The organism is Arthrobacter tecti (assembly GCF_054511355.1).
On record NZ_JBTNCT010000004.1, the window covers coordinates 194,958 to 219,084 of the forward strand.

The following is a 24,127-nucleotide window of genomic DNA, read 5'->3' on the forward strand; positions in this document are numbered from 1 at the left end:
GGGAATGGCAGCGCCGCATCTCACGCAGTACGCCGTTCCGGCAACAACCCGGGACGCGCAGCGAGGACACTCGAACCCAGCCCTGTTCATCGGTTCCGCCGTCGTCCGTTCGCCGGTTTCGGCTTCGGGCCGCCGGCCATCTTCAAGCGCGCTTCACGGATGAGTGAACGCGGTGAGAACCTGGCGCGCTGGCGGCGGAACCAGCCCACAGACCCGCGCATGTCATCCAGCGACGCATCCACCGTTCCCCAGTACTCCTCGACCTCGCGTTCGGTCGGCTCTCCGGCGGCGAAGATGCTCGCGTCGGCGCGTTCAGCCAGCAGCGTTGTGGAGCCGGCGCTACCGGGAAAAACGTCACCGAGGTCACGCGCGCTTTCGCGCCGGGTTGCGCGGGAGTTCGTTTCGGCGCCGAGGTCGGTAGCCAAGCTCATGACCTCGCTCCACCCGCCCCCGACACGCTGGGAGGGCGCGCCGTCGTTCGCGCGCCGCTTACGACGACGCAGCTTGAGCAGCGCAATCAGCAGCAGCGGCAGCAGCAGCACACCCAGTGGAATCAGTGCCAGCGCGATAGCACGGATCAATGGCCCCCAGTCGTCCCAGAAGTCCTCGGTGCGGTCCTCGGCGTCCTGTGGTTCCGGTGCCGAGTCCGGCGGAAGCTCTGCCGGCTCCTGCGGCGGCGGGGGCGGCTGCAACACCTGGGGCTTCGGTGAGGATCGCGGCTGCTGCTGGGGCGGAACCGGCTCATTATCCTCCGGGGGCGTGGGGTCGAAGGGTACCCAGCCAGCATTGTCGAAGGCAATTTCAACCCACGCGTGCACGTCTTCACCCGTAAGGGCGATCGGCGCGGATGGATCTTCGATTTCGTCCCAGTCCGGATAGAAGCCCATGACCACCCGCGCGGGGATGTTGAGCTTGCGGGCCATCAGGGCCATTGCCACGGCGTACTGCTCGTCGTCGCCGACCATCTGTTCGGCGTCGAGCAGGTTGAGCATGCGGGCCGCCCCATGGCCGGGAAGCGACGGCGCCTCCCCGTCCTTGCCGTTGCTGAAGAACCCCTGGGAACTCAGAACCTGCTCAAGACGGCGGGCGCGCTCGATCGGGTCCGACACCTCACCCACGTACTCACTGGCCTTCGAAGCAATCACTGGTGGCTCGTTCTGTACCCGCGGCAGGCTGAGGTCCGCGAAGCCGTACTGGGTGAGGATCTCATCGGGCGGCACAGCAGGGAACAGCACGTTGACGCTGTAGGTGTCACCGGACTGCACGCCGATCGTTGACAGCGCAGTCCGGGCGTCGTTGTTGTAGTAGAGGGAGCGGTTCAGCTCGTCGGCCCTGGGCCCCTGAAGGTCCATACCGATCAGTTCGCCGCCCGAGGGAAGCCAGACACCGTTGTACGCCTCGATGGTGATATCGAGCGTCGCGACAGTGCCCTCTTCCTCGGCGATGTCCGTATTGCCGAGCTGCTGCGCATCCCCCACCCGGGCGAAGTTGCCTGCCGCCTGTGGGTTCACGTTGTAGACCACGCCGTCATAGGCATCCATGGCCGCCAGTCTTATCCGCTCTCCCTTTGGGAGGCCGTCGACCATCAGGAGCGTCTCTTCGGACTGGTCCTTGACGTACTTGCGGAAGCTCGTCAGCGGGCTGGGGTAGTCAAACAGGTCCACCGGCGGTTCCACGACATCGCGGAGCACATCACGGTTGGTGCCTCCCGCAAGGACCGGGCTGATCACGAGGGTCAGGATGGTAGCGAGTGCCAGGACCGCACCACCGAGGCCCAGTCGGCGCAGCCTTCCCGAGCGGAGGACGGCCGAGGCGGCAGGGCCGGATTTCTGCCCGGATACATTCGCCGAGAGGGCGTTGGTGTCATCGGTACGGGCGATATCCCGCCGGTAAGCGAGCCAGGCAGCAGCGGCAACAACCAGCAGGATCCCGCGAACTTCGGGAAGGGACGCACGGTTGGTACCGAATGCGATACTCGCGACGAAAAGACCGATGACCGGCAGCAGCACCCAGTACGGCGTTCGCACCCGCCAGGCCAGCACACCGGCCACTGCGGCAGCAATAAGCGCGGCAAGGAACGGAACCACCAGCATCCCCCGGCTCACACCCACCGGATCTGCAACGGTCAGGATGTCCTTCCAGGAGAAGACGACGCCGACAATCAGCACCCGGAGCGACTCAAGGGTAGGCAGGAAACCGAGGAATGATTCTGTCGGTGCGGCAAGGGCGTGTCCAAGGATCAGGTAGGCACCCAGCAGAACCCCTGCTGTCGGCCAGAATCCCCAACGGAAGCGGGCGCTGAACCACGCAGTGCCGAGCCCGACAGCAAGCCCGCCGAACCCTGCGGCGAGGTAGCGCAGGTCTCCTCCGAACGTAGGCCCGAAACCAAGCACGCCGAGGCCGAGGAGTACCGTCAGGGCACCCACGTCGATGAGGGCCTGAATCCGCCCGGGCAAGGGACGGGCGGTGCGTCCTGCGCGGCGGCTCATGCTGCGGCCTTTCTCAGGATCATGGCCAGGTCGGTCAGGTTATTGAGCGTAAGCACGGTCAGGTCACCGATGGTTGCCCGGCCCTGTTCCTGGTCGGCCACGCAACGAATCGCGATGCACCGGATGCCCGGCGGTACGGAGGCCGCCGCCGAACGCAGCTGTGAGGGCGTCACTTGCTGCCCGACGACGAAGAACACGACAGAGGCGTTCGGGACGGTGTCCGCCGTCGTCCTCGCCAGGTCCACAGCGGTTGCCCGCCGGTTGCGGCCTTCGATGCGCGTCATGTCATCGAGCAGGTTCCGCCCCGTTTCGGAGCGTAGGGGGCCGTCCTGGGTGAGCACGCTGAGGTTCCGCTGTTCCCGAATTGCCTGCAGCCCGATCGAACCGGCCACGGACACCCCGAGTTCGAACTCGAGGTTCGAGGAGTACTCCTGCGTGTTGGTGGAGAGCGCGACAGCGAGGTGTGAGCGGCGTGTCTCCTCGAACTGGCGGACCATGAGCTGCCCCGTACGTGCGGTTGTCTTCCAGTGGATGTGGCGGCGGTCATCACCCGGAACGTAGTCACGCAGCGCATGGAATGAGACGTCCGCGCTGGAGAGTTCCTTGGTGGGAAGGCCTTCCAGGTCCTTGATGAACCCGGCTGCCGAGCCGACCAGCGGCGTGGTGCGCGGATGTACATATAGGTCCGTCGGTTCGGTCCAGAAAACCTGCCGTCGCAGAAGGCTCAGCGGGTCTGCACGCACAGAACGGACCGGTCCAACCACAATGACGGCGCGCCGCTGGGTGGGGATGGTGAAGAGATCTTCATGCAGTTGGCCTGGCTTCAGCCTCGGCAGGTGGAAAATTGCTGTTGCAGCTCCGACCGGCAGTTCTAGTGAGGCGGGGAGCAGCGGCTTGTTTGAACTGTTCGAGACTGAAACGCTTCCGACGGCGCGGTCCCCCACGGCAACCCGTGTGCGCGTCAGGTCGAGTTCGACGGCGTAGGCCGAACGCCCGATGATGAAACCGACGGCCAGAACAAAGAGGATGGTGCCAAGGAGCGCTGCAATCAGCGCTTCCCGCCACTCGAAGATACTGCCAAGCAGCCAGAGCGAGACCACGGTGGCCATCATGATCCACCCGAGCGGGCTGACCAAGCCGAGCACCGGCCCACAGTAACGGCTGAACATTCCCACGCCTCGACGTACGGTGGGCGCCACTGCGGCTTCGGCGAGCTGCCATGCTTCGCGGCTCAGTGACCGCGGGTGCAACCGGGACGACGACGGCGCCTTGCGCGGGGCAGCCTTCCCGCCCCTTCGTGAGCTGGTTGAGTCCTTCGGAGGGCGCGCTGGATCAGCGGCGCGCCGTCGTCGGGACGAACGCTTCTCTGTGGTGTCGGTTTTGGTGGCCATCTAATTGTGCAGATCAGGCAGTGGCCCGCTGCTGCGGGGCAGAGACATCGGCCAGGACGCGGCGTAGAACCGCCTCAGCGGTGGCACCGGCGAATTCGGCTTCGGGATCCATGACGAACCTGTGAGTCCAGACGTACGGTGCGAGTTCCTTCACATCGTCCGGCAGAACGTAGTGCCTGCCCTGGCCTGCTGCCCAGACCTTGGCTGTGCGCACCATGGCAAGCGCTCCGCGCACGCTCACACCGAGCCTGGTTTCAGGTGCCGAGCGGGTCTCTTCGGTAAGGCGGGAAATGTATTCGAGCACCGCCGGATCAACATGGGTTTCAGTGGCGAGGTCGGCCATGTCCTTGATCGCCTGCGTGGTGATGATCGGACTAAGCGCAGCGGACCTGTCACGCGTTGCGGAGCCCCCAAGCAGCTGCACCGTGGATGCGTGGTCCGGGTAGCCAATCTCGGTCTTGATGAGGAACCGGTCCAGCTGCGCTTCGGGTAGCCGGTAGGTGCCGGCCTGCTCAATGGGGTTCTGGGTGGCGATGACCATGAACGGACGCTCGTTGGTGTAACTGACGCCGTCGACTGTCACGCGGGACTCTTCCATGACTTCCAGCAGCGCCGACTGCGTCTTCGGAGAGGCGCGGTTGATCTCATCAGCAAGCACGATGTTCGCGAAGATCGGACCCTTATGGAATTCGAACTCCTGGGTCTTTTGGTCATAGATCGTGATGCCCGTGACATCGGACGGGAGAAGGTCCGGCGTGAACTGGATCCTGGAATGGGTGCCCTGCACGGTGGCTGCAAGGGATCGGGCAAGCATGGTCTTCCCGGTTCCCGGCGCATCCTCGAGCAGCACGTGCCCCTCGGCAAGCATGCTGGTCAGCACCAACCGAACTACATGCGACTTGCCCAAAACGGCCTGCCCCACGTTTCCGACCAGTTTGTCGAAGGTGCCTGCGAACCAGGCGGCCTGCTCAGCTGTCATTGTCATGTTGGTGTGTTCTTTTCTCGTGTAGTGCGTTCTCAAATGCAGGTAATGGGTAGCGGTGCCCATGGCAGGGCTATTTTGTCATGTCGCGTGCTCAGCATTGCGGGAGTCTGCTTCGATCCGGGCCGCCCAGGGTCGTGTGGCCCGCGTCGATGTAACGGCCTTGATTACGTTCGCTCAGGATCCGGTACCAGGGGATTGCTGGACGGTTTTGATATGCGGACGGCGGCTTGTAGATATAGCAACCCACAATGAAGTTGTGTTCGGAACCGAACCACGGCGCGTCGTGGCCACCCGCTCCGCCACATCGATTGTTGTTCGGTGCCTGTGTGTAGACTGTCCGATCCGCGGGTTCTGTGCAGCTTCGGTCCATCCCAGCATTGAGCTGGGTCCTCAGTTCAGTTGGCGCCGGCTCCGAGCCCGATGTGCCCATGACTACCGCACCCGGTGAGCATTGCCCCATTGAATCGCAGGCCTGGAACTCCACAGTCACGGAAGCGTTGTACTCCGCAGTCTCATCCACGAAGGTGCCTGCGCGTAGATTCTGCGTTTCCCATGCCAGATCGGGCTCGCGGTGGCGGTACTTGATGTGAGTGACCGGGCGGCCGTTGTCATTCCGCGCGGAGTAATCAAACTCGATCGTCCGATCCCCCTCCCCGTTCGGTCGTGCGGTCACGGCAGGTTCGAGGGGCAATCCGTACGGAATCACGGTGTTGGATTGTTCGCTGTCCGCTCCCGGATAGTTGGCTCCGTCCGAGGAAGACACCGCACGCACCACTGCCCACACATTAGACCCGTTCGGGAAGCCCCCAACCTCCTGACCGTTGGTGATGCCCATTGTCCGTCCGTCGCTGAAGGACGCCTGATAGCTGATTTCGGACGCGCGCGCACCGTTTCGCTGTGGGGCGGCAAGCTCGGTGAAAGTGATCTTCACGTGCTCTCCGGAACTACCAGTCCGGGTTTCGACGAGCTGCGGTGGTGCCGGCGCCTCGGGAGTTCCGACTGCGCGACGTGGTGCTGATTGTGCCCCATACTCAGTCCACCCGGCTTTGTTGTAGGCACGCACCGAGTAGCTGTAATCAGCTTCATCGTTGGCCACCACGATGGTCTGCTCGGCGACCTGGACCTCGGGCAGGGTACGGATAAGGTTCCCACCCTTGAATTCCTGGACTTGGTACTTCGTCACGGGTGCACCGTTCGGGGTAACATCCGCCCAGTCGACCACCAACTGACTCTCCTTACCCAGTGACTGGGCTCGGGTGGTGGTTGGCGCAGTAGGCGTCCCGGGTAACCCAGCCGGAATCTCGGCAGCGGAGTAATCACTCCACTCCGAGGGCTCAGGGGCAGCATTCCTCGCCTGCACCCGTACCTTGTACGCTGTCCCGTTCTCCAGGCCTTCCCATGTAATCGGGGTACCCGCGGCACTGCGCTGCACCGCACCATTTGGAGGAGCAGGGGAAAGCTGCAAGTCATAACCCTCAATCGGGGAACCCTCATTCGCGGGTGGAACCCAGTTCACCGTCAATGCTCCGTCACCGAAGACCAGAGTTGGCGGTGCAGGCTGCGCCGGCTGTGTGTCCGGTCGAGCGACAGCGGACTCCGGTGACGGATCGGACATACCCACCTCATTCGTGGCGGTCACCGTGAACACGTATTCCACGTTGTTCGTCAGCCCGGTCAGCGTACATGTGGTCGCCTCGCACTCCTGGGAGAACCCGTTATTACTCGTCACCGCATAACCAGTGATCGGGGATCCGTTATCGGCCGGTGGATCCCAGGACAACACCACTGACTTATTACGGGTGCTCTCCACCACCGGAGTCGACGGCACACCAGGCTTACCCTTCACCGTCAACACAACCTGACCTGTGGCAACCCTGGACAAATCCCCCGTCTTGTCCTGCACCGTGTACTGCACCGTCATCGTCCCCACGAAAGACTCACCTGGTGTGATGACCACGGATTCACCTTGTTGGGAAACGCTGCCGTTGCCGTCAGCGACGACATCGACAATCTCAAGTGCTTCTTCCGGGAACGGATTCACGTCATTCTTCAGAACCTCGACTGTCACCGGCTCGCCCTGCACGGCTTCAGGGACCTCGTCGTCGTTAGCCACCGGCAATGGCCTGCTCGACGCCAGGACAGCAAGCGCCACCGAACTGGTCGCTGTTGCCTCGCCATCGGTAACCGAGATCCCGATGACACCGGTTGTTCCAACCCGGACGCTTTCCTGGGCGGCAACACTCAATACGGAACCGTCGAACGACACGTCAAACCCGGCCGGACGCTCCCCCGTCAGGGCGAACTCCAAAGCGTCAGCCGGGTCCGGGTCAGACGCCAACGCAGCAATATCCAGCGTGACAGCAGGCTCAGCAATAGCGGCCTCCAGTGAACCCGAACTCAACGTCGGTGGAACATTTCGCTTCTCATCCTTGACGGGGATGACATTCGTGAGAATCGTTAGTGTGGAACTCAGTCCTTCAGGGTCATCGGGGCCCGAGCCATCCGTGACCTCGAAAGTTATTGACCCCCGGCCCGCATAGTCGATGTCCGCGGCGTAGCGAAGGTTGTTTGGGTCCACAACCCATTCATTCGGGTTATCAGTTCCGATAGCGGTGACTTTTTCCTCGACCGTAAGGCGTGGGGTTCTGCCCTCGCGGACTTCGACCAGTTCGTTCAGGTCCAATGCAAGTTCCTCACCTGCGTTGACATCAATCGGGGCGTCATTGATCAACGTCGGATACTGATCGCTCAATCCGGGCACCCAGATGACCGCAGTAGCAAGGCCCCCATCGATGTCCTCCACCGTATAAGGAATCGATTGGGCCCCTTCGGTCAACTCGACACGGACCAGGTTCTCAGAAGTTACGGAAGCTGTAATGTTCGCGGGATCAATGCTTACAACCAAGTCCTCGGCCACGCCGTCCGGGTCTTCATCGTTTTTCAGCACGGGAACGTCGACGGCGGTCTGCCCGCGGGTCTCAGTGGGTTCCACTCGGTCATCCCGGGCAATCGGAAGCAGCAGCGGTGCGTTCTGGTCGACGGTGACGCTGATGTTACCGTTCGCTACTCCACCACGGCCATCCTGAATCCCATACCTGACGCTGAAGTCACCCTCAGCTTGCGGTGCCTGGATCAGTACGCGCCCCTCCACAACTTTGGGTCCCATCTCCTCCGGCGAAGCGCTCAGCGCATCGGTGTTCAGGGAAATGGGATCCCCGTCAGGATCAGAATCGTTTCGAAGGGCGTCGACCGCAATAGCGCGGCCCGGACGGAGAATCACGCCGTCGTTGACGGGCACCGGTTTCTGATTCGCCTCCGCCGCCGGCGCGATACCAACCTGCACAGTTCCCGTGTTCTCCAAACCCAAACGGTCTCTGACCGTGTAGGTGAAAATGTCGGTTCCCGCAGCAGTGGCAGATGCCGTGAAATCAATGTAATTCGGGCCCGGCACGGCAGCACCCATAACAGGTGCGCGCTCAATGCCGGCCAGGAAGGACGAATCTCCGTCTGCGTCAATTCCGTCCAACGGCACCGGAATCCGCACCGTAGACCCCGCGATCACACGGGCATCCAGGTTCTCTGGCACCGGAGGTGTGTTCGGAGCATCCAACGGCCGGATGTTGATGCGGACCTCAGCCGAGTCAGTCTGCCCCGTACTATCCAACACCTCATAAATCGCGTACACAGTCTTCGCAGTATCGCCTGCGACGAACCGCAACGTGTTCTCAGACGCAAAGATCCGCCCATCAGCAAGATCAATTCCCTGAGCGAGCACGGGGCTCAACGTCAACTCATCGCCGTTCGGATGCGTGTCATTATCCAAAACCGGAATGTTGACCACGTCCCCGGCACGCACCGTCACCTCATCCGCATTAGCCTGCGGCGGCAGGAGTGTTTCCGGGCCGGCCACCGACAGGACGCTCACCTCACCGGTAGCAGAGGCCTTACCGTTGGACACCGTGTAGGTGATTTTGGTCTGACGGTCCAAATTCCTCACGTCGTGAATCCGCAATACGCTATGGTTCAGCACCGCTACATCAAGGGGTGAACCCTCCGGGACATCAACGGACTGGACCACCAGCACACCACCGCTCGGATCCGTGTCATTCCCCAGTACATCCACCAGGACGTCGCCATTGCTGGGAAGCAACGCCACGTCGCGGACCGCGACCGGCGCACCCTCAACACCTTCAGCCTTCGCATCAACCCGAATGAGTCCGCTTGCGCTTTGCGGGCCATTGGTTACCAGGTACTCGATGTAATAGGTACCTGCGGATTCAGGGGTGAACGCAACCGTCCCCGTTTCATAATTCGGAGTCAGCGCAGCTTCCCCGCCAGTGATCTCCGCCTTCGCCAGGCTCAACTGACCACCGGCCGGATCCTGGTCATTCTGCAATGGCGACAGCTGTGATTCCTGGCCCACAGTGGCCGTGAAGTGATCGAAGTTCACCACCGGGGCCAGCGTCCCGGAGGCACGAACATCGAAACTGACGACGCCGGAGGTTTCCTCCCGTCCGTCAGACACCACGATCCTGACTTCCTTCACGCCCTGACCTTTACCGACATCACGGAAGGTCAGCAGGCCGTCCGACCGGGTGCGGACCTGGTCGCCGTCAGGCGTCGGCTCAGCGCTCACCAAAAACAGATCGTCCCCGTCAGGGTCCATCCACGCACTCAGAATGTTCTGGCTGACCGATTTACCCTCTTCCACCAGAATCTTGGTCGAGCGCATCGGCTTGGGTGGTTCATTCGACTCTGCAGCCCGCACATCGACACTGACCTGAGCCGAGTCCTTGCCACCCCGACCATCAACAACCTCGTAGGCGAACGTATGGTTACCCACCGGTGCATCCTCGGGAACAACAATCTGCAACCCCGCACCGTCGTAGATGGGTTGGACCTCGCCGGCCGCGGGTTGCTCGCCGGTTAGCTCACTGGTCAGCAAATCGCCATCCGGGTCAGTGTCGTTGGTAAGCACTGTGAGTATTGTTGTGCGTCCCGCGCGTGCGCCGTAGGAATCATCCTCGGCAACCGGAGGACGGTTTTCCCCGCTACGGTCCGGCAACGTATTCACCGGATTCTCACTCGCGGATTCCTCATCCTCCTCATCCGATTCATCCTTGGGCGGAATGATGTCACCCCAGTTATCCACCAGCTGCATGTTCTGCAGCACCAGCCACACGTCCCCCGCGTTGGTGTCATTGAGGACCACAACGTCACGGTTCACCCGGAACACCAGTTCCGACTTGACGTCCAACTCCGGGATCTCCTCACGGCGATCCTCGGCGTCATTGGCACAGTCACGGACATAAACCGCCGCAGCAGCCCACGCCGCATGCACACAACCATTCAACTGCACTGGCGCCGCAGGAACTCCGTTGCCCTCCAATGCAGTAACCACCGGATCCCCGCCACCGAGGGGCTGCTTGATCAACGACGTCGGCGTCGCCACCGCGACGAAGTCCGACGCCGGCCCACTCTGCTGTAGCATCCCATCCTGTGCATCCGGAAGTACCACAATTTCGCCATCGGGCAGCATCAGATGCCCCGACTCACTGTCAAACACCACCGGCTGGTCGCCAACGGCGGCAATTTGTGCGTTGTCGAAGTTCTTCAAATCCTCCGACTCGAGCATTTCGGGCGCGGGATGTGTTCCATCGGGCGCGACAAAATAGGTGGATACTGTCCCGGCACCAGGATCTGCAATGACTACCCGGTTGTTGGACGAGACAGCCGCGACCGCACCGGCCGATCCAGTTACTACCGGTTCCGTCTCCTGGTCGCTGAAGGCACCGAGGTTACCAACAGTGGTGATCCATACTGAGCCACCGGCAAGGTCGGTTACAGCGGCCGTGTCCCCGCCCATAGCGATTACTGCCGCACCCGGCAGCTGGACCTCAGTCCCCCGCACCACATTCGCCACATCAACCGGACTAACCTTCGACTGATCCGTATTTACGTTGAACACCGCGGCCTCGTCCTGCACGATGTCAAAACCATCGCTGTTGGCCGCGTAACCACCATCAAGCAAACGCGACTCATAGTTCAGGTGACCCACCAACCCGGTATTACGGTTAGTCACCCACACGCCACCGTCATTCAAATCCACCTCAGCCGTGGCAAACCCGGGATACAACAATGCACCGCTGACAACGGCAATGGTCATTGCCGAAACCGTTGAGACCGTAACTGTTCGTTTGTGCCTGGTATTGAACCGTCGAAGGCCGCTCAGAAGCTTCACAAGATTCCCCGGTTGAAACGCTTGATGGACAGGTCTCCGGAAGGGAGACCTGTCAGAGACTCGGACGAATAAAGTGTTACACGACCACGCAAATCGGTCATCCTCACGTTATCGTCACAACTTCCTATTGGTGTTCCTGATCGCCAATCAACCGCCGGGCCAATCAGCACCGCGGCATGCCGGCCGGCGGCCGATTACCGGTGGTGGTGTGGACGCCCTTCAGGAACAACCCATTGTTGCTCCCGTTGGGTCCGGACTGCTGCCTGAACCACGGCCCACTGCTACGGCTGATGTAGCAATTGGAAGTCATCGATTGGTCGGGATAGAACCAGTGCTCCCCCCGACAATTCCTTGTGGCATCGTCGAAGTTTGACCCATCCCGGGGATCCATACAGCTGCGTGACTCCAGTTCCCCGCCACCGTGAATGGTCCACGCTGTCGGCTGTGGTGGTGGTGGCTCATCGCCCGCTCGGCCGACAACCTTCTTGCTTCCCGCGCACTGGCCCGTGGAATCGCACGTCTGGAATTCGAGGGTCACGGATTTGCCCCAGTCGTCGGCCGGAAAGCTCGCCTTGCCGGACTTACCGCCGTTGACCCACCCAAGGTTGGGAGAAAGATGACGATAACGTACGTAGTCGACCGGGCGACCGTTGTCTGCGGGGGCGGACCAGGTGAAGTGCACGTCTTTGTCGCCGCGTTTACTCGTTCCCGAATCTGCATTGGGTTTCCGAGGTTGACCGTAGGGGGTGACGTTGTTGGAGCGGGCGCTGTCGGGTCCCGGGTAGTTGGAGCCGTCGGCCGTGGTGACCGCGCGGATGACGGCCCAGACGCGGGTTCCGTTGGGGAAGCCGCCGATTTCCTGGCCGTTGCTTACCCGTAGTTGGCGTCCGTCGCTGAAGGTTGCCTGGTAGCTGACCTCGGAAGCGCGCGCACCGTTGCGTTCCGCTGCGGTCAGTTCGTTGAACTCGATACGCACGTGCTCACCGTTACCGCCGGTGCGGGTTTCGAGCAGTCGTGGTGGTGCCGGCGCGGCAGGTGCTCCGACGGCCCGTCGTGGTGCTGATTGCGCCCCGTACTCGGTCCACCCGGCTTGGTTGTAGGCACGCACCGAGTAGCTGTAATCGGCTTCAGCGTTCGGGACAACAATCGTCTGCTCGGAGGCCTGGACTTCGGGCAGGGTACGAACGAGGTTCCCACCCTGGAACTCCTGGACCTGGTACTTCGTCACGGGTGCACCGTTCGGGTTTACATCCGCCCAGTCGATGACCAGTTGACTCTCCTTGCCCAGTGACTGCGCCCTTGTGGTGGTCGGCGCCGGAGGTGTCCCAGGCAACCCGGCAGGGGTCTCCGCCGCGGAGTAATCGCTGAATTCAGACGGTTCAGGAGCAGCGTTACGGGCCTGAACCCGGACCTTGTAGGCGGTCCCGTTCTCCAGGCCTTCCCAGGTCAGCGGGCTCCCGGACGCGCTCCGCTGCACCGCACCGTTGGGTGGGGCCGGGGAAATCTGCAGGTCATAACCCTCGATCGGGGACCCTTCATTCGCTGGTGGAACCCAGTTCACCGTCAATGCTCCATCCCCGAATATTAGGGTTGGCGGTGCAGGTTGCGCCGGCTGGGTATCCGGGCGTGCAACAGCGGATTCCGGGGACGGGTCAGACGTGCCGATAGCGTTCGTGGCGGTTACCGTGAACACGTATTCCACGTTGTTCGTCAACCCGGTCAGCGTGCACGTGGTCGCCTGGCATTCCTGGGAGAACCCGTTATTACTCCGCACTGTGTAACCGGTGATCGGGGACCCATTATCGGCCGGTGGATCCCAGGACAACACCACGGACTTATTTCGGGTACTCTCCACAACGGGGGTTGAGGGGACACCGGGCTTACCCTTCACGGTCAACACGATCTGCCCGGTAGCTACCCGAGAAAGATCACCCGTCTTATCCTGAACCGTGTACTGCACGCTCATCGAGCCGACGAACGATTCGCCCGGGGTCACCACCACCGAGTTGCCTTGCTGGGACACGCTGCCGTTACCGTCAGCGATCACATCAATGATCTGCAGCGGCTCTTCCGGGAATGGGTTCACGTCATTGCTGAGCACATCCACCGTGACCGCTTCGCCCTGGACCGCTTCAGGAACCTCGTCATCGTTGGCGACCGGCAACGGCCGGGACGAGGCAAGGACCGTCAACGCAACAGTGCTGGCTGCGGTTTCCTCACCATCGCTCACGGATATACCCACCATGCCCGTGGTCCCGACCTGCGCACCGTCCTGCGCCGCAACACTGAGCACGGAACCCTCGAAAGACACATCAAACCCGGCAGGCAGGTCCCCGGTCAACGAGAACTCAAGCACATCATCCGGGTTCGGATCCGCTGCCAACCCGGCCAGATCCAGGGTCACTGCCGGCTCCGCGATAGCAACCTCCAACGACCCGGACTCAAGGGTGGGCGGAAAATTACGGTCTTCGTTCGGGATCACGTTCGTCAGGATCGTCAGAGTCGAACTCAAACCCTGCGGATCATCCGGACCGGACCCGTCAGTGACCTCGAAGGTTATTGATCCCTTGCCCGCGTAATCGATGTCCGCCGCGTAGCGCAGGTTGTTGGGGTCAACCACCCACTCGTTAGCGTTGCTGGTGCCGATCGCTGAAACCTTGTCCTCAACCGTCAGCCGTGGGCTCCGGCCTTCCCGGACCTCCACGAGTTCGCTCAGATCAAGGGCCAGTTCCTCCCCCGCCGTCACATCGATGGGCGCATCACTGATCAACGTCGGATACTGCTCGCTCAACCCCGGCACCCAGATCACCGCCGTCGCTAAACCACCATCAATGTCCTCGACTGTATACGGGACAATCTGGGCGTCCTCGGTCAGTTCCACCCGGACCACGTTCTCGGCACCGACGCTGGCGCCTACGTAAGCCGGATCAACTGTGACATCCAGATCCTCGGATACCCCGTCCGGGTCCTCATCGTTCTTCAGCACCGGAACATCAACCGCAGTCTGCCCCCGCACTTCTTCACGCTCCACCCGGTCATCACGGGCAATCGGCAACAACAACGGGGCATTCTGATCCACCGTGACACTGATATTCCCATTCGCCGTCCCACCGCGGCCGTCCCCGATGCCATAACGGACACTGAAATCACCCTCGGCCTCCGGTGCGCGGAACACCACCCTGCCCTCAACAACCTCCGGGCGCATCTCCTCAGGGGACGCGCTCACAGCCTCAGGATCCAACGCGATCGGATCCCCATCCGGATCGGAATCATTGCGTAACGCGTCGACAGCGATCGCACGCCCCGGCCGCAGAATCACCCCATCATTGACCGGCACCGGCAACTGGTTAGCCTCCGCCGCAGGAGCGATCCCCACCTGCACGGTTCCTGTGTTCTCCAAACCCAACCGGTCCCGCACCGTATACGTAAACGTATCCGTCCCAGCGCCCGTAGCCGAGGCCGTGAAATCAATATAATTCGGGCCCGGAACAGCAGCACCCATCCCAGGTGCAACATCGATCCCAGCAAGGAACGACGAGTCACCATCGGCATCAATGCCATCCAACGGGACCGGAATACGCACGGTGGATCCCGCGATCACCCGGGCATCAAGGTTTTCCGGCACCGGCGGAGTGTTCGGTGCATCCAGCGGCCGGATGTTGATCCGCACCTCCGCCGAGTCCGTCTGCCCTGTGCTGTCCAACACCTCATAAATCGCGTAAACAGTCTTCGCGGTATCTCCTGCGACAAACCGCAACGAGTTCTCCGAGGCAAAGATCCGCCCGTCCGCCAGGTCAATGCCCTGAGCGAGCACCGGGCTCAAGGTCAAGTCATCCCCATTCGGGTGCGTGTCATTCTCCAGAACCGGGATATTGACCACATCCCCGGCACGCACCGTCACCTCATCCGCATTCGCCTGCGGCGGCAAAAGCGTCTGAGGCCCCTCAACCGACAAAACACTCACCTCACCGGTAGCAGTGGCCGTACCGTTGGAAACCGTATAAGTGATGGTCGTCTGCTGATTCAGGCTGCGGACGTCATGGATTCGAAGAACATTGTGATCAAGCACAGCCACCTCAAGAGGAGAGTCTGCGGGGACATCCACGGACTGAACCACCAGCACGCCACCAGTCGGATCGCTGTCGTTCCCCAGCACGTCCACCAGCACGTCGCCGTTTCGAGGCAACAACGCCACATCACGGACAGCAATCGGAGCACCCTCAGCACCCTCAGCCTTCGCATCCACCCGGATAAGACCGCTGGCACTCTGCGGCCCATTCGTCACCAAGTACTCGACGTAATACGTCCCTGCCGCCTCCGGAGTGAAAGCAACCGTCCCCGTCTCATAATTCGGGGTCAGCGCGGCCTCACCTCCGGTAATTTCCGCCTTCGCCAAACTCAACTGCCCGCCGGCAGGGTCAATATCGTTTTGCAGCGGCGTGAGCTGGGATTCTTGCCCCACGGTCGCCGTGAAGTGATCGAAATTCACCACCGGCGCCAACGTCCCGGAAGCGCGAACGTCAAAACTGATCACACCGGAAACCTCATCGCGGCCATCAGAGACCACAATGTTCACTTCCTTCACCCCCTGGCCCTTGCCCACATCCCGGAACGTCAACAACCCATCCGAGCGGGTCCGCACCTGATCCCCATCCGGAGTCGGCTCCGCACTGACCAGGAATAAATCATCACCATCAGGATCCATCCAACTGGACAGAATGTTCTGCCTGACCGACTTGCCCTCTTCCACCAAAATCTTTGTCGGCCGCAACGGCGTCGGCGGCTCATTGGACTCCGCACCCCGCACATCAACACTCACCTCAGCCGAATCGCTACCACCCCGACCGTCAGCAACCTCATAAGAGAACGTATGATTGCCCACCGGCGCATCCACCGGCACCACAATCTGCAATCCCGCACCGTTATAGATCGGCTGCACGCTCCCCGCAGCGGGCTGCTCACCGGCCAACGCCGCGGTCAACAGATCACCATCCGGATCAGTGTCATTAGTCAACACATTCAGAATCGTGGTCCGCCCCGCCCGCGCACCATAGGAATCATCCTCCGCCACCGGCGGACGGTTCTCACCACTACGATCCGGAAGCGTATTCACCGGATTCTCGCTGGCCGATTCCTCGTCCTCCTCATCGGAATCCTGCTTCGGCGGAATAATGTCACCCCAGTTATCCACCAACTGCATGTTCTGCAACACCAACCAAACATCACCGGCATTGACGTCATTGAGCACAATCACGCTCCGGTTCACCCGGAAAACCAGCTCCGACTCCGCCCCCAACTCCGGGATCTCCTCGCGACGATCACCAGCGTCATCGACACAATCGCGGACATACACCGCAGCGCCAGCCCACGCTGAGTGCACACAACCATCCAACTGCACCGGAGCCGCAGGAACCCCGTTACCTTCCAACGCAGTGACAGTGGGGTCGCCACCGGAGAGCGGCTGCTTGATCAACGACGTCGGTGTTGCCACCACCACGAAGGCGCCAGCCGGACCACTCTGCTGGAGCTTGCCGTCCTGGGCATCCGGGAGAACAACAACCTCACCGTCGGGCAGGATCAGTTGCCCCGACTCCCCGTCGAACACCGCTGCCTGATCTCCGACGGCAGCGATCTGCGCATCACCGAAGCCATTGAGCTCTTCCACTTCGACGACAGCCGGTTCTTCGTAGGTACCATCTGCGGCCACGACGTACGTTGACACAGTCCCCGCACCAGGATCAGCAACAAACACCCGGTTGTTGGACGAGACTGCGGCAACCACCCCCGACGAACCGGTCACAACAGGTTCGGTCTCCTGATCACTAAACGCACCAAGATTCTGCGCGGTGGTAATCCACACCGCCCCACCAGCCCGGTCAGTCACTGCAACCGTAGCGCCGCCCATCGCGACGGCCGCAGACCCCGGCAACTGGACCTCAGTACCACGGACGACGTTGGCAACATCCACGGGGCTGACCTTCGACTGATCCGTGTTGATGTTGAACACCGTCGCAGCGTCCTGAATGATGTCGAAGCCATCGCTGTTTGCTGCGTATCCACCGTCGAGCAGACGCGACTGGTAGTTCAGGTGGCCAACCATTCCGGTGTTGTGGTTGGTCACCCAGACGCCGCCGTCATTCAGGTCAACCTCAGCCGTGGCGAAGCCCGGGTACAACAAAGCACCGCTCACAACAGCCACGCTGACTGCCGAAACGGTGGAGACGGTAAGTGTTCGTTTGTGTTTTGTGCTGAATCGGTGGAGTCGGTTCAGAAGCTTCACAAAGATTCCCCGTTGAGACGCTGGATGGACCCTGGCCTCCGTGCGGAGGCAGAAGGCCAATACTTGACCGATTAAAGTGTTACACGACCGTGCAACTCGAAGCGCGCCCAGTCATGGGTACTTGTGCCCATACCGAAGCCCGGCAGCGTATCGGAGTAGGTTGCAGTCAGTCCAGGATCAAGCCGTCGCCGGTACCCCTGGCGAGCGTCACCGGGTGAACCTCGCCAAACCCGCGCACCGTTCGTGCCTTGTGCGGCATCAGGACAAAGCGTTCGTTGTCCCGCAGCGTTGCCGCCGTCGTCGCGTCAATCAGTACCGTTCCCGGCTCGGCCAGCGAAGTCAGCCGCGCGGCCAGGTTGACGGTGGGGCCGTAGATATCACCGAGTCGGGAGAGGATCCTGCCCCACACCATCGATACCCTCGCGGATGGCAGGAGATCGTCCTCCGTGAAGGCTTTAGCCAGGGCAAGGGATATTTCAGCGCCCGCTTCGGGTGTCTCTGCGATGTACAGCACTTCATCGCCGATCGTCTTGACCAGGCGGCCGCCGCCCACCGAAATGATCTCGGCGCACATGTTCTCGAACCGTTGAACCAGCTGCGCGAGCGTTCGCTCATTCATCTGCCGGGAGAGGCTGGTGTAGGACACCAGGTCTGCGAATCCCACGGCGCGCGCCAGCGGCAGCGGAGCGTCGTCCTCCGTGCCTGCCCGTCCTGTCTCGCTTGATGCGAGACCGGCCTCGGCACGGACGGCCAACCGCTGGACGGCGGCGTTCAGCTGCCGGCGCCAGGCGTAAACAAGGGTCTTTTCCAGCGGGTCAATCAGCTGCGGCAGTTCCGCGACGAGGTTCCGGCGTGCGGCGGCGTCGGTGATGCCGCGCTGGACCACCATCTCCTCCACCAGCGCCTCGATCTGCCACACGACCATGCGGTCGGTCATCTGTCCGATCGCACGCGTAATCGAGATCGCGGCTGATTCGGTGAGCTGCTCCTTGCGCACCAGCTCGATGATGGTGGTGAGCGCTTCCATGTCCTTCTCGGTGAACGCGACGTCGTCGTCCCCGATGTTGGGAAAGCCCATGGCACGCCAGAGCTTGCGAGCCGACAGAAGGGACACGCCCGCGCCTGAGGCGACCTCGCGGCGTCGTAAGGTGCGTTCGGCGCCAAGGAGTTCGATTTCGAGCTGCCGAATGGTGTCTCTGTCCAGTGTGTCCGGCGCCGGAGGGAGGGCTGCGCGGTTGAGGATCGGCATGGAGAGGGTCAGCGGGTTGTCCTCATCCTCGGACGGGTTCCCCGGGGCCACGCTCACTTCGGTGCCGTCAGTGCCGCTGCTGGCGCTCATCACCACTCCTGTTCCGTTCCGCGAATGTCCGCCCTGTCCATCGGCTCGACTTCCATATCTACACCATCGAACATGGCGGTCAGTGGGAGGTCGCTGATCGCGGACACCATGTATTGCTTGAACGTCGATATCTGGGGAACGTTCGGGAACGTGATCATCCTGTCGCGGCCGAGGTCAAAAACGAGCGTTCCGCCTGCCGTCGCCCTCTCGACCAACGTCTGCTCGACGATGATCTGGAAGATTCCCGTGAGCCTGACTTCGCGCTCACTGCGGCGGGTGAACCCGGCCCGCCTGATCAACCGCCGGCTCGTCAGAATGTAACGGGTGCCGGCCCATTTCAGCAGGGGGACGACGAACACGCGCAGAATCAGCAGACCTGCTATCACGAGGAACGCCGTGAGGAGGGCCGGTTCCCAGGGCAGCCACCCGGGCGGCAACTGTGCCCGGCTGTACCAGCCGAGGCCGTACCCCGTCGCCGCCAGGATCAGCAACGTGGTGATGAACCGCCCGAACAGCCGCCGCGGGTGCGGCCTGGTGCGGACGACAACATGCTCACCGGGTTCGAGCTTTATGCGCATGCTGCACCCCGCTTCACGCGGGCGTCCAAACGGTGCATGCGTTTAGGAAAGCAGCGGACGCAGGTGAACGACGTCGCCGGCAGCGACAGTGTGCCGCTCGCCGTCGTCGTCGCGCACCACCAGCGCACCGTGGGTGTCAAGGTTCATGGCCCGGCCGGTGAGCATGGTGCCGTTCGGCAGTTCGGCCCGTACGTCCTGTCCGAGGGTGACCATCCGGTCGCTGACCCTTAGCTGCAGCGATTTGCCGTCCGTCCACGGACGGGACGCATCGCCGTCGACTACCGTGAATTCCGTATACGAATCCGCGAGCCGGCGCAGGTACGCCTTCAACAGGACGTTCCGGTCAGTGGTTGTGGCGTGCTCGAGCAGGAGGCTGGTCGCGTTCGGCACGGGCAGTTCCTGGTCGGTGAGGCTTACGTTCACACCGCAGCCGACGACGACGGCGGGCGGCGCCCCATTGGCGCCGGGGACCAGTTGCGCCAAGACACCGGCGAGTTTGCGCCCGTCCACGTGGACGTCGTTGGGCCACTTGAGTTGCGGACTGATCTCGGTGCGCTCCTCAATGCTCTCCGAGAGCGCGAGCGCAGCAAGAAGGGATAGCCAGCCGTAGCTCTGGGTGGGCAGCGGACGACCGGTCTTTGTGAGGGGGCGCAGCAATACGCTCACGATCAGCGACGAGCGCTCCGGCGCGGTCCACTTCCGGTCCAGCCTGCCCCGACCGGCTGTTTGCTCTTCTGCCGTCAGGACACTCAGGTCGGGCCACCCGGCGGCGTCCTGTTCAGCGAGCCGGACGAGGTCGGTGTTGGTTGACCCTGTTGCCTCCACCAGTTCCAGTCTCGCGAATTGCCCCCTGGGACTGCAGAGGACCTCGCGCAGCCCGGCCTCGTCAAGGCCTGGACGTTCAAGGCTGGAGTAGCGGGATGTCATGCTCTAAGCGTATCGGCAGGGACCCGGTGTGAGCGGAGCGAACCCCGGGGGGCCGGTAGGCGCGTACTGGCCGAGGGTCCCGCGCCGACATCGTTGCACCTAACCGGCGAATCCGTTGCCTTCACGCAGAGCGGGCTGGTTCGAACCCACGTTCTCTGCGTGCACTCAACGGATTTGTTGCTCGCGTGCGGCGGCGCGGGCGCTACAAGGCGGCGCTACAGGAAGATATCCGGCACCAATCGGTCTTCCGGTGCTCCGAGACTGTAGCCGCCGAAGTCGGTTACGCCCTCCTGGCGGAGCACCTCCTCGTCGGTGAAGAAGTTGCCGGTGCACTCCCGAGCCGGCCGAACCAGTACTGCGTGAGCCGCATCCGCAACGATCTGCGGGTTCCGCGCGGCCTGGACCAGATCTCCGCCGCCGGGCATGGCACGGATCGCTGCTGTATCGATGAGCGTGCGCGGCCAGAGTGAGTTGACGGCAATGCCTGCGCCGCGCAGTTCCTCGGCGAGACCGAGCGTCGTCAGACTCATGCCGTACTTCGCCATGGTGTACGCCAGGTGTTTACCGGCCCACTTCGGGTTAAGGTTCAGCGGCGGCGACAGAGTGAGGATGTGCGGGTTGGTCGATTTCCGCAGGGCAGGCAGCGCCAGTTTGCTCAGCAGGAAAGTGCCGCGCACGTTGATGTCGGCCATCAGGTCGTACTTCTTCATCGTGACATCGTCGGTGCTGGACAGATCTATGGCGGAGGCATTATTGACGACGACGTCGATGCCCCCGAATTCGGCGACGGTCGCCTCCACGGCGGCCGCGACGTCGTCGTCGTTCCGCACGTCGCCCACAAGCGCGAGGGCACCCCCTCCCGCTGCACGGATCTGCTCCGCCGCGGTATGGACCGTGCCCTCAAGCCGGGGATGCGGCACACCCGTCTTCGCCATTATTGCCACGTTGGCCCCATCAGCGGCCGCTCGCAGTGCGATGGCCAGACCGATGCCCCTGCTGCCGCCTGACATGAGAAGGGAGTGCCCGCGGAGGGTGCCTGGTACGAAAGCGCCGTTGCCTGTCATAGGGGAAACAATAAGCCCGGAAGCGGCTTCAGAACCTAATTGTTACTCACGGGTAACTTCCGTGCGGCGGCTAAGTCTTTCCTGCGGTTGTTGTAGGTGTTCTACAGCCATGGGCTCCATTTTGCTTACTAGACTGTCCAAAGAGCCCGGTTCTTTGTGGGAAACCTACTTAACGTGTTGGTCAGGCAGGTTGAATACGTTTCCCCTGGAACCATAACCCGAACCCAATCTGAAGAGACTCGATGCAACCCGAAACGCTTCCCCTCGATCAGGCTTCCACCCCGCAGGCAACCGGCGATGCTGCAACCGAAAGCGCTCCGGACCTGCATACCACTGCGGGGAAGCTCGCCGATTTCCGGCAGAGGCAGGAACGCGCCCTGGCACCGTCCGGGCCTGAAGCGATCCAGAAACAGCACGCCCGTGGCAAGGGCACCGCCCGCGAGCGCATCGACCTCCTCGTGGACCCCGGATCCTTCGTGGAGTTCGATGCCCTGGCCGTACACCGGTCTTCGGCGTTCGGCATGGAGAAGAAGAAGCCGCTCGGCGACGGCGTGGTGTCCGGTCACGCCACGGTGGACGGCCGCCAGATCGCCATCTACAGCCAGGACTTCACCGTGTACGGCGGTTCGCTCAGCCAGGTGAACGGCGAGAAAATCGTCAAGGTCCAGGAATTCGCGTTGCGCAACGGTTGTCCGCTGGTGGGAATCAACGACGGCGGCGGCGCGCGCATCCAGGAGGGCGTGGCGTCGCTGGCGATGTTCGCTGACATCTTCCGGAATAACGTGCATGCCTCCGGGGTGGTCCCGCAGATCTCCCTCATCATGGGCCCGTGTGCCGGCGGTGCAGCGTACTCCCCTGCGCTGACGGACTATGTGGTGATGGTGGACAAGAGCTCGCACATGTTCATCACCGGACCGGACGTCATCAAGACCGTCACCGGTGAGGACGTTGACATGGAAACCCTCGGCGGCGCACGGCAGCACAACTCAACAACGGGCACCTCCACCTACCTGGCGTCCGACGAGCAGGATGCCATCGACTTCGTCCGCGAACTGCTCGACTTCCTGCCGTCCAACAACCTCGCCGAGGCCCCGCTGACGGAGTTCACCGAGGAACTTGAGGTCAATGAACTCGACGCTGAGCTGGACCATTTGATTCCTGACTCGGCGAACCAGCCGTACGACATGCACACCGTCATCCAGGCCGTTGTCGACGACGGCCATTTTCTGGAGATGCAGTCGCTGTATGCCCCGAATGTGGTGATCGGCTACGCCCGCGTGGAGGGCCACACCATCGGGATCGTGGCGAACCAGCCCATGCAGTTCGCAGGCACGCTTGACATCGCGGCCTCGGAGAAGGCGGCACGCTTCGTCCGGCATTGCGACGCCTTCAACATCCCGATCCTCACCCTGGTGGACGTTCCCGGTTTCCTTCCCGGCAAGGACCAGGAGTTCAACGGCATCATCCGCCGCGGCGCCAAGCTGCTCTACGCGTACGCCGAAGCGACAGTGCCCAAGCTGACGGTCATCACCCGCAAGGCTTACGGCGGCGCGTACATCGTGATGGGCTCCAAAAAGCTCGGCGCGGATATCAACCTGGCCTGGCCCACAGCACAGATCGGTGTGATGGGGGCACAGGGTGCCGTGAACATCCTTTATCGCGGTCATTTGAAAGCAGTGTCCGACGCCGGCGGCGACGTCGATGCGGCACGCACCGAGGTGATCAACCAGTATGAGGAAGAGCTTCTCAACCCGTACCAGGCAGCACAGCTGGGCTATGTGGACGCCGTGATCGCACCATCCGACACACGCGTGCAGATTGTCCGCGGCCTGAGGGCGTTGCGTGACAAGCGTGCGTCACTTCCCGCGAAGAAGCATGGGAACATCCCGCTGTGAACACGGCTACCGAAGAAAACAACCAGCCGTTGTTCCAGGTTGTCGCGGGGGACCCGACACCCGAGGAATTGGCGGCACTCGCCGTCGTCGTGCTGGGAATGCAAACCAACGACGACGGCGGCGCCTCACCGGCAGCGCACCGCAGCTGGATCCGGCGCGACCAGCTGCGGCTCGGCCCCCGGCCGGGTCCGGGTTCGTGGCGCAGGAGCGCACTCCGCTAGCTCGTAGCCGATCCGCGGCCGCGCTCCAGGGCACGCGCCACCTGCTCCTCAATGCGATTCACTGCGCGGTCGGGGAGCACAATCAGCCCATCCAATTCCCGGCGTGCACGGCGGTAGGCGGCCTGCCGCTCGGCTGGGCTTGCCGCCGAATCCACCGCGATGTTGATCAGCTTCCGTGCCTTCGCCAGGCGCTGCCGCTCGACATCGGAGAAGCTGCCCGCCCTGACCCGCCGCGCTTCAGCAACGGCAACGCTGAACGCCACCTCATAGTCATTCACGGCTGCCCGGTACTCTGCGCACCGCTCAGCACTCACGGAATCCGGGTTCGCCGGACGGAGGGCATCGGCCTCACGTTTGGCCCGCAGGAACGCTACCGTGAGCGGTTCCCGGACGTCGGTCATCATCGGGAAGTCGATCAGCTTACCCACGTCCAGCTCATAGTCGAGCCACTGCTGATTCACCGCGTCATGAGCCCCCATGAGCGCTTTGACCTCGTGGGGCTGAGTCTGACCGGGCTGCTGGTTCTGGTAGCGGATTTTGTACAGTTCAACCTTCCGCTTGTGCCTGCGCTTACTGGCTTTCGACAACGAATTACCCCAGGCGGCGATCACTCCACTCAACGGAAAGACCAGCCACCAATAGTTACCGGCAAATTTCAACAATGGCTCCACCATTTCATCCTATTCCGCGAGCGGCGGTTGGGACTGCCCCGATTCG

The 24,127-nt window shown here is 62.3% G+C and carries 12 protein-coding genes; 2 read left to right on the forward strand and 10 right to left on the reverse strand.

Annotation, left to right across the window (positions count from 1 at the left end):
* Window positions 1-86: 86 nt before the first annotated feature.
* From ACX80C_RS07340 to ACX80C_RS07380, 9 genes are all read right to left on the reverse strand, one after another.
* Window positions 87-2,489, reverse strand: a complete 2,403-nt coding sequence (locus ACX80C_RS07340; RefSeq protein WP_459325734.1) for a transglutaminase-like domain-containing protein — start codon at window positions 2,487-2,489, stop codon at window positions 87-89.
* Window positions 2,486-3,880 carry a DUF58 domain-containing protein gene (locus ACX80C_RS07345; RefSeq protein WP_459325735.1) on the reverse strand — a complete coding sequence of 465 codons (1,395 nt, stop codon included), beginning with the start codon at window positions 3,878-3,880 and terminating at the stop codon, window positions 2,486-2,488. Before ACX80C_RS07345 ends, ACX80C_RS07340 begins: the two co-directional genes overlap by 4 nt.
* A 13-nt stretch (window positions 3,881-3,893) precedes the next feature.
* Window positions 3,894-4,865 (reverse strand): AAA family ATPase, encoded by a 972-nt coding sequence (locus ACX80C_RS07350; protein ID WP_459325737.1) that lies wholly within the window; start codon window positions 4,863-4,865, stop codon window positions 3,894-3,896.
* A gap of 91 nt (window positions 4,866-4,956) precedes the next feature.
* Window positions 4,957-11,031 carry an Ig-like domain-containing protein gene (locus ACX80C_RS07355; protein ID WP_459325739.1) on the reverse strand — a complete coding sequence of 2,025 codons (6,075 nt, stop codon included), beginning with the start codon at window positions 11,029-11,031 and terminating at the stop codon, window positions 4,957-4,959.
* A 238-nt stretch (window positions 11,032-11,269) separates the two neighbouring features.
* Window positions 11,270-17,296, reverse strand: coding sequence for an Ig-like domain-containing protein (locus tag ACX80C_RS07360; RefSeq protein WP_459325741.1), 6,027 nt, complete (start codon window positions 17,294-17,296; stop codon window positions 11,270-11,272).
* Between the two features lie 256 nt (window positions 17,297-17,552).
* The gene (locus ACX80C_RS07365) at window positions 17,553-18,635 is read right to left on the reverse strand and encodes an adenylate/guanylate cyclase domain-containing protein (RefSeq protein ID WP_459325891.1); all 1,083 of its coding nucleotides are present in this window, start codon (window positions 18,633-18,635) and stop codon (window positions 17,553-17,555) included.
* 89 nt (window positions 18,636-18,724) lie between these two features.
* Window positions 18,725-19,303: a PH domain-containing protein gene (locus ACX80C_RS07370; RefSeq protein ID WP_459325742.1), complete on the reverse strand. Its 579-nt coding sequence runs from the start codon at window positions 19,301-19,303 to the stop codon at window positions 18,725-18,727.
* 42 nt (window positions 19,304-19,345) lie between these two features.
* Entirely contained in the window at window positions 19,346-20,230 is an 885-nt protein-coding gene (locus ACX80C_RS07375; RefSeq protein WP_459325744.1) for a biotin--[acetyl-CoA-carboxylase] ligase, read from the reverse strand.
* Between the two features lie 215 nt (window positions 20,231-20,445).
* Complete coding sequence (locus ACX80C_RS07380; RefSeq protein WP_459325746.1) at window positions 20,446-21,294, reverse strand: SDR family oxidoreductase; 849 nt, start codon at window positions 21,292-21,294, stop codon at window positions 20,446-20,448.
* A 242-nt stretch (window positions 21,295-21,536) separates the two neighbouring features.
* Here ACX80C_RS07380 and ACX80C_RS07385 point away from each other — a divergent pair, with 242 nt between their 5' ends.
* Window positions 21,537-23,189, forward strand: a complete 1,653-nt coding sequence (locus ACX80C_RS07385) for an acyl-CoA carboxylase subunit beta (protein WP_459325747.1) — start codon at window positions 21,537-21,539, stop codon at window positions 23,187-23,189.
* Window positions 23,186-23,410 carry an acyl-CoA carboxylase subunit epsilon gene (locus ACX80C_RS07390; RefSeq protein ID WP_459325749.1) on the forward strand — a complete coding sequence of 75 codons (225 nt, stop codon included), beginning with the start codon at window positions 23,186-23,188 and terminating at the stop codon, window positions 23,408-23,410. The genes ACX80C_RS07385 and ACX80C_RS07390 overlap by 4 nt, the downstream gene beginning before the upstream one ends.
* On the opposite strand, the gene ACX80C_RS07395 is transcribed toward ACX80C_RS07390, so the two are convergent.
* A complete protein-coding gene (locus ACX80C_RS07395; RefSeq protein ID WP_459325750.1) occupies window positions 23,407-24,069 on the reverse strand; it encodes a hypothetical protein in 663 nt (220 codons plus the stop codon). The genes ACX80C_RS07390 and ACX80C_RS07395 overlap by 4 nt on opposite strands.
* Window positions 24,070-24,127: the final 58 nt, after the last annotated feature.

Excerpts from the sequence above, each read along its gene's own strand:
- ACX80C_RS07340 (WP_459325734.1), bottom strand. The coding sequence starts at position 2,489 with ATGAGCCGCCGCGCAGGACGCACCGCCCGTCCCTTGCCCGGGCGGATT.
- ACX80C_RS07375 (WP_459325744.1), bottom strand. The coding sequence starts at position 20,230 with ATGACATCCCGCTACTCCAGCCTTGAACGTCCAGGCCTTGACGAGGCC.
- ACX80C_RS07385 (WP_459325747.1), top strand. The coding sequence starts at position 21,537 with ATGCAACCCGAAACGCTTCCCCTCGATCAGGCTTCCACCCCGCAGGCA.
- ACX80C_RS07365 (WP_459325891.1), bottom strand. The coding sequence starts at position 18,635 with ATGCCGATCCTCAACCGCGCAGCCCTCCCTCCGGCGCCGGACACACTG.
- ACX80C_RS07380 (WP_459325746.1), bottom strand. The coding sequence starts at position 21,294 with ATGACAGGCAACGGCGCTTTCGTACCAGGCACCCTCCGCGGGCACTCC.
- ACX80C_RS07350 (WP_459325737.1), bottom strand. The coding sequence starts at position 4,865 with ATGACAATGACAGCTGAGCAGGCCGCCTGGTTCGCAGGCACCTTCGAC.
- ACX80C_RS07345 (WP_459325735.1), bottom strand. The coding sequence starts at position 3,880 with ATGGCCACCAAAACCGACACCACAGAGAAGCGTTCGTCCCGACGACGG.
- ACX80C_RS07355 (WP_459325739.1), bottom strand. The coding sequence starts at position 11,031 with ATGACCATTGCCGTTGTCAGCGGTGCATTGTTGTATCCCGGGTTTGCC.
- ACX80C_RS07370 (WP_459325742.1), bottom strand. The coding sequence starts at position 19,303 with ATGCGCATAAAGCTCGAACCCGGTGAGCATGTTGTCGTCCGCACCAGG.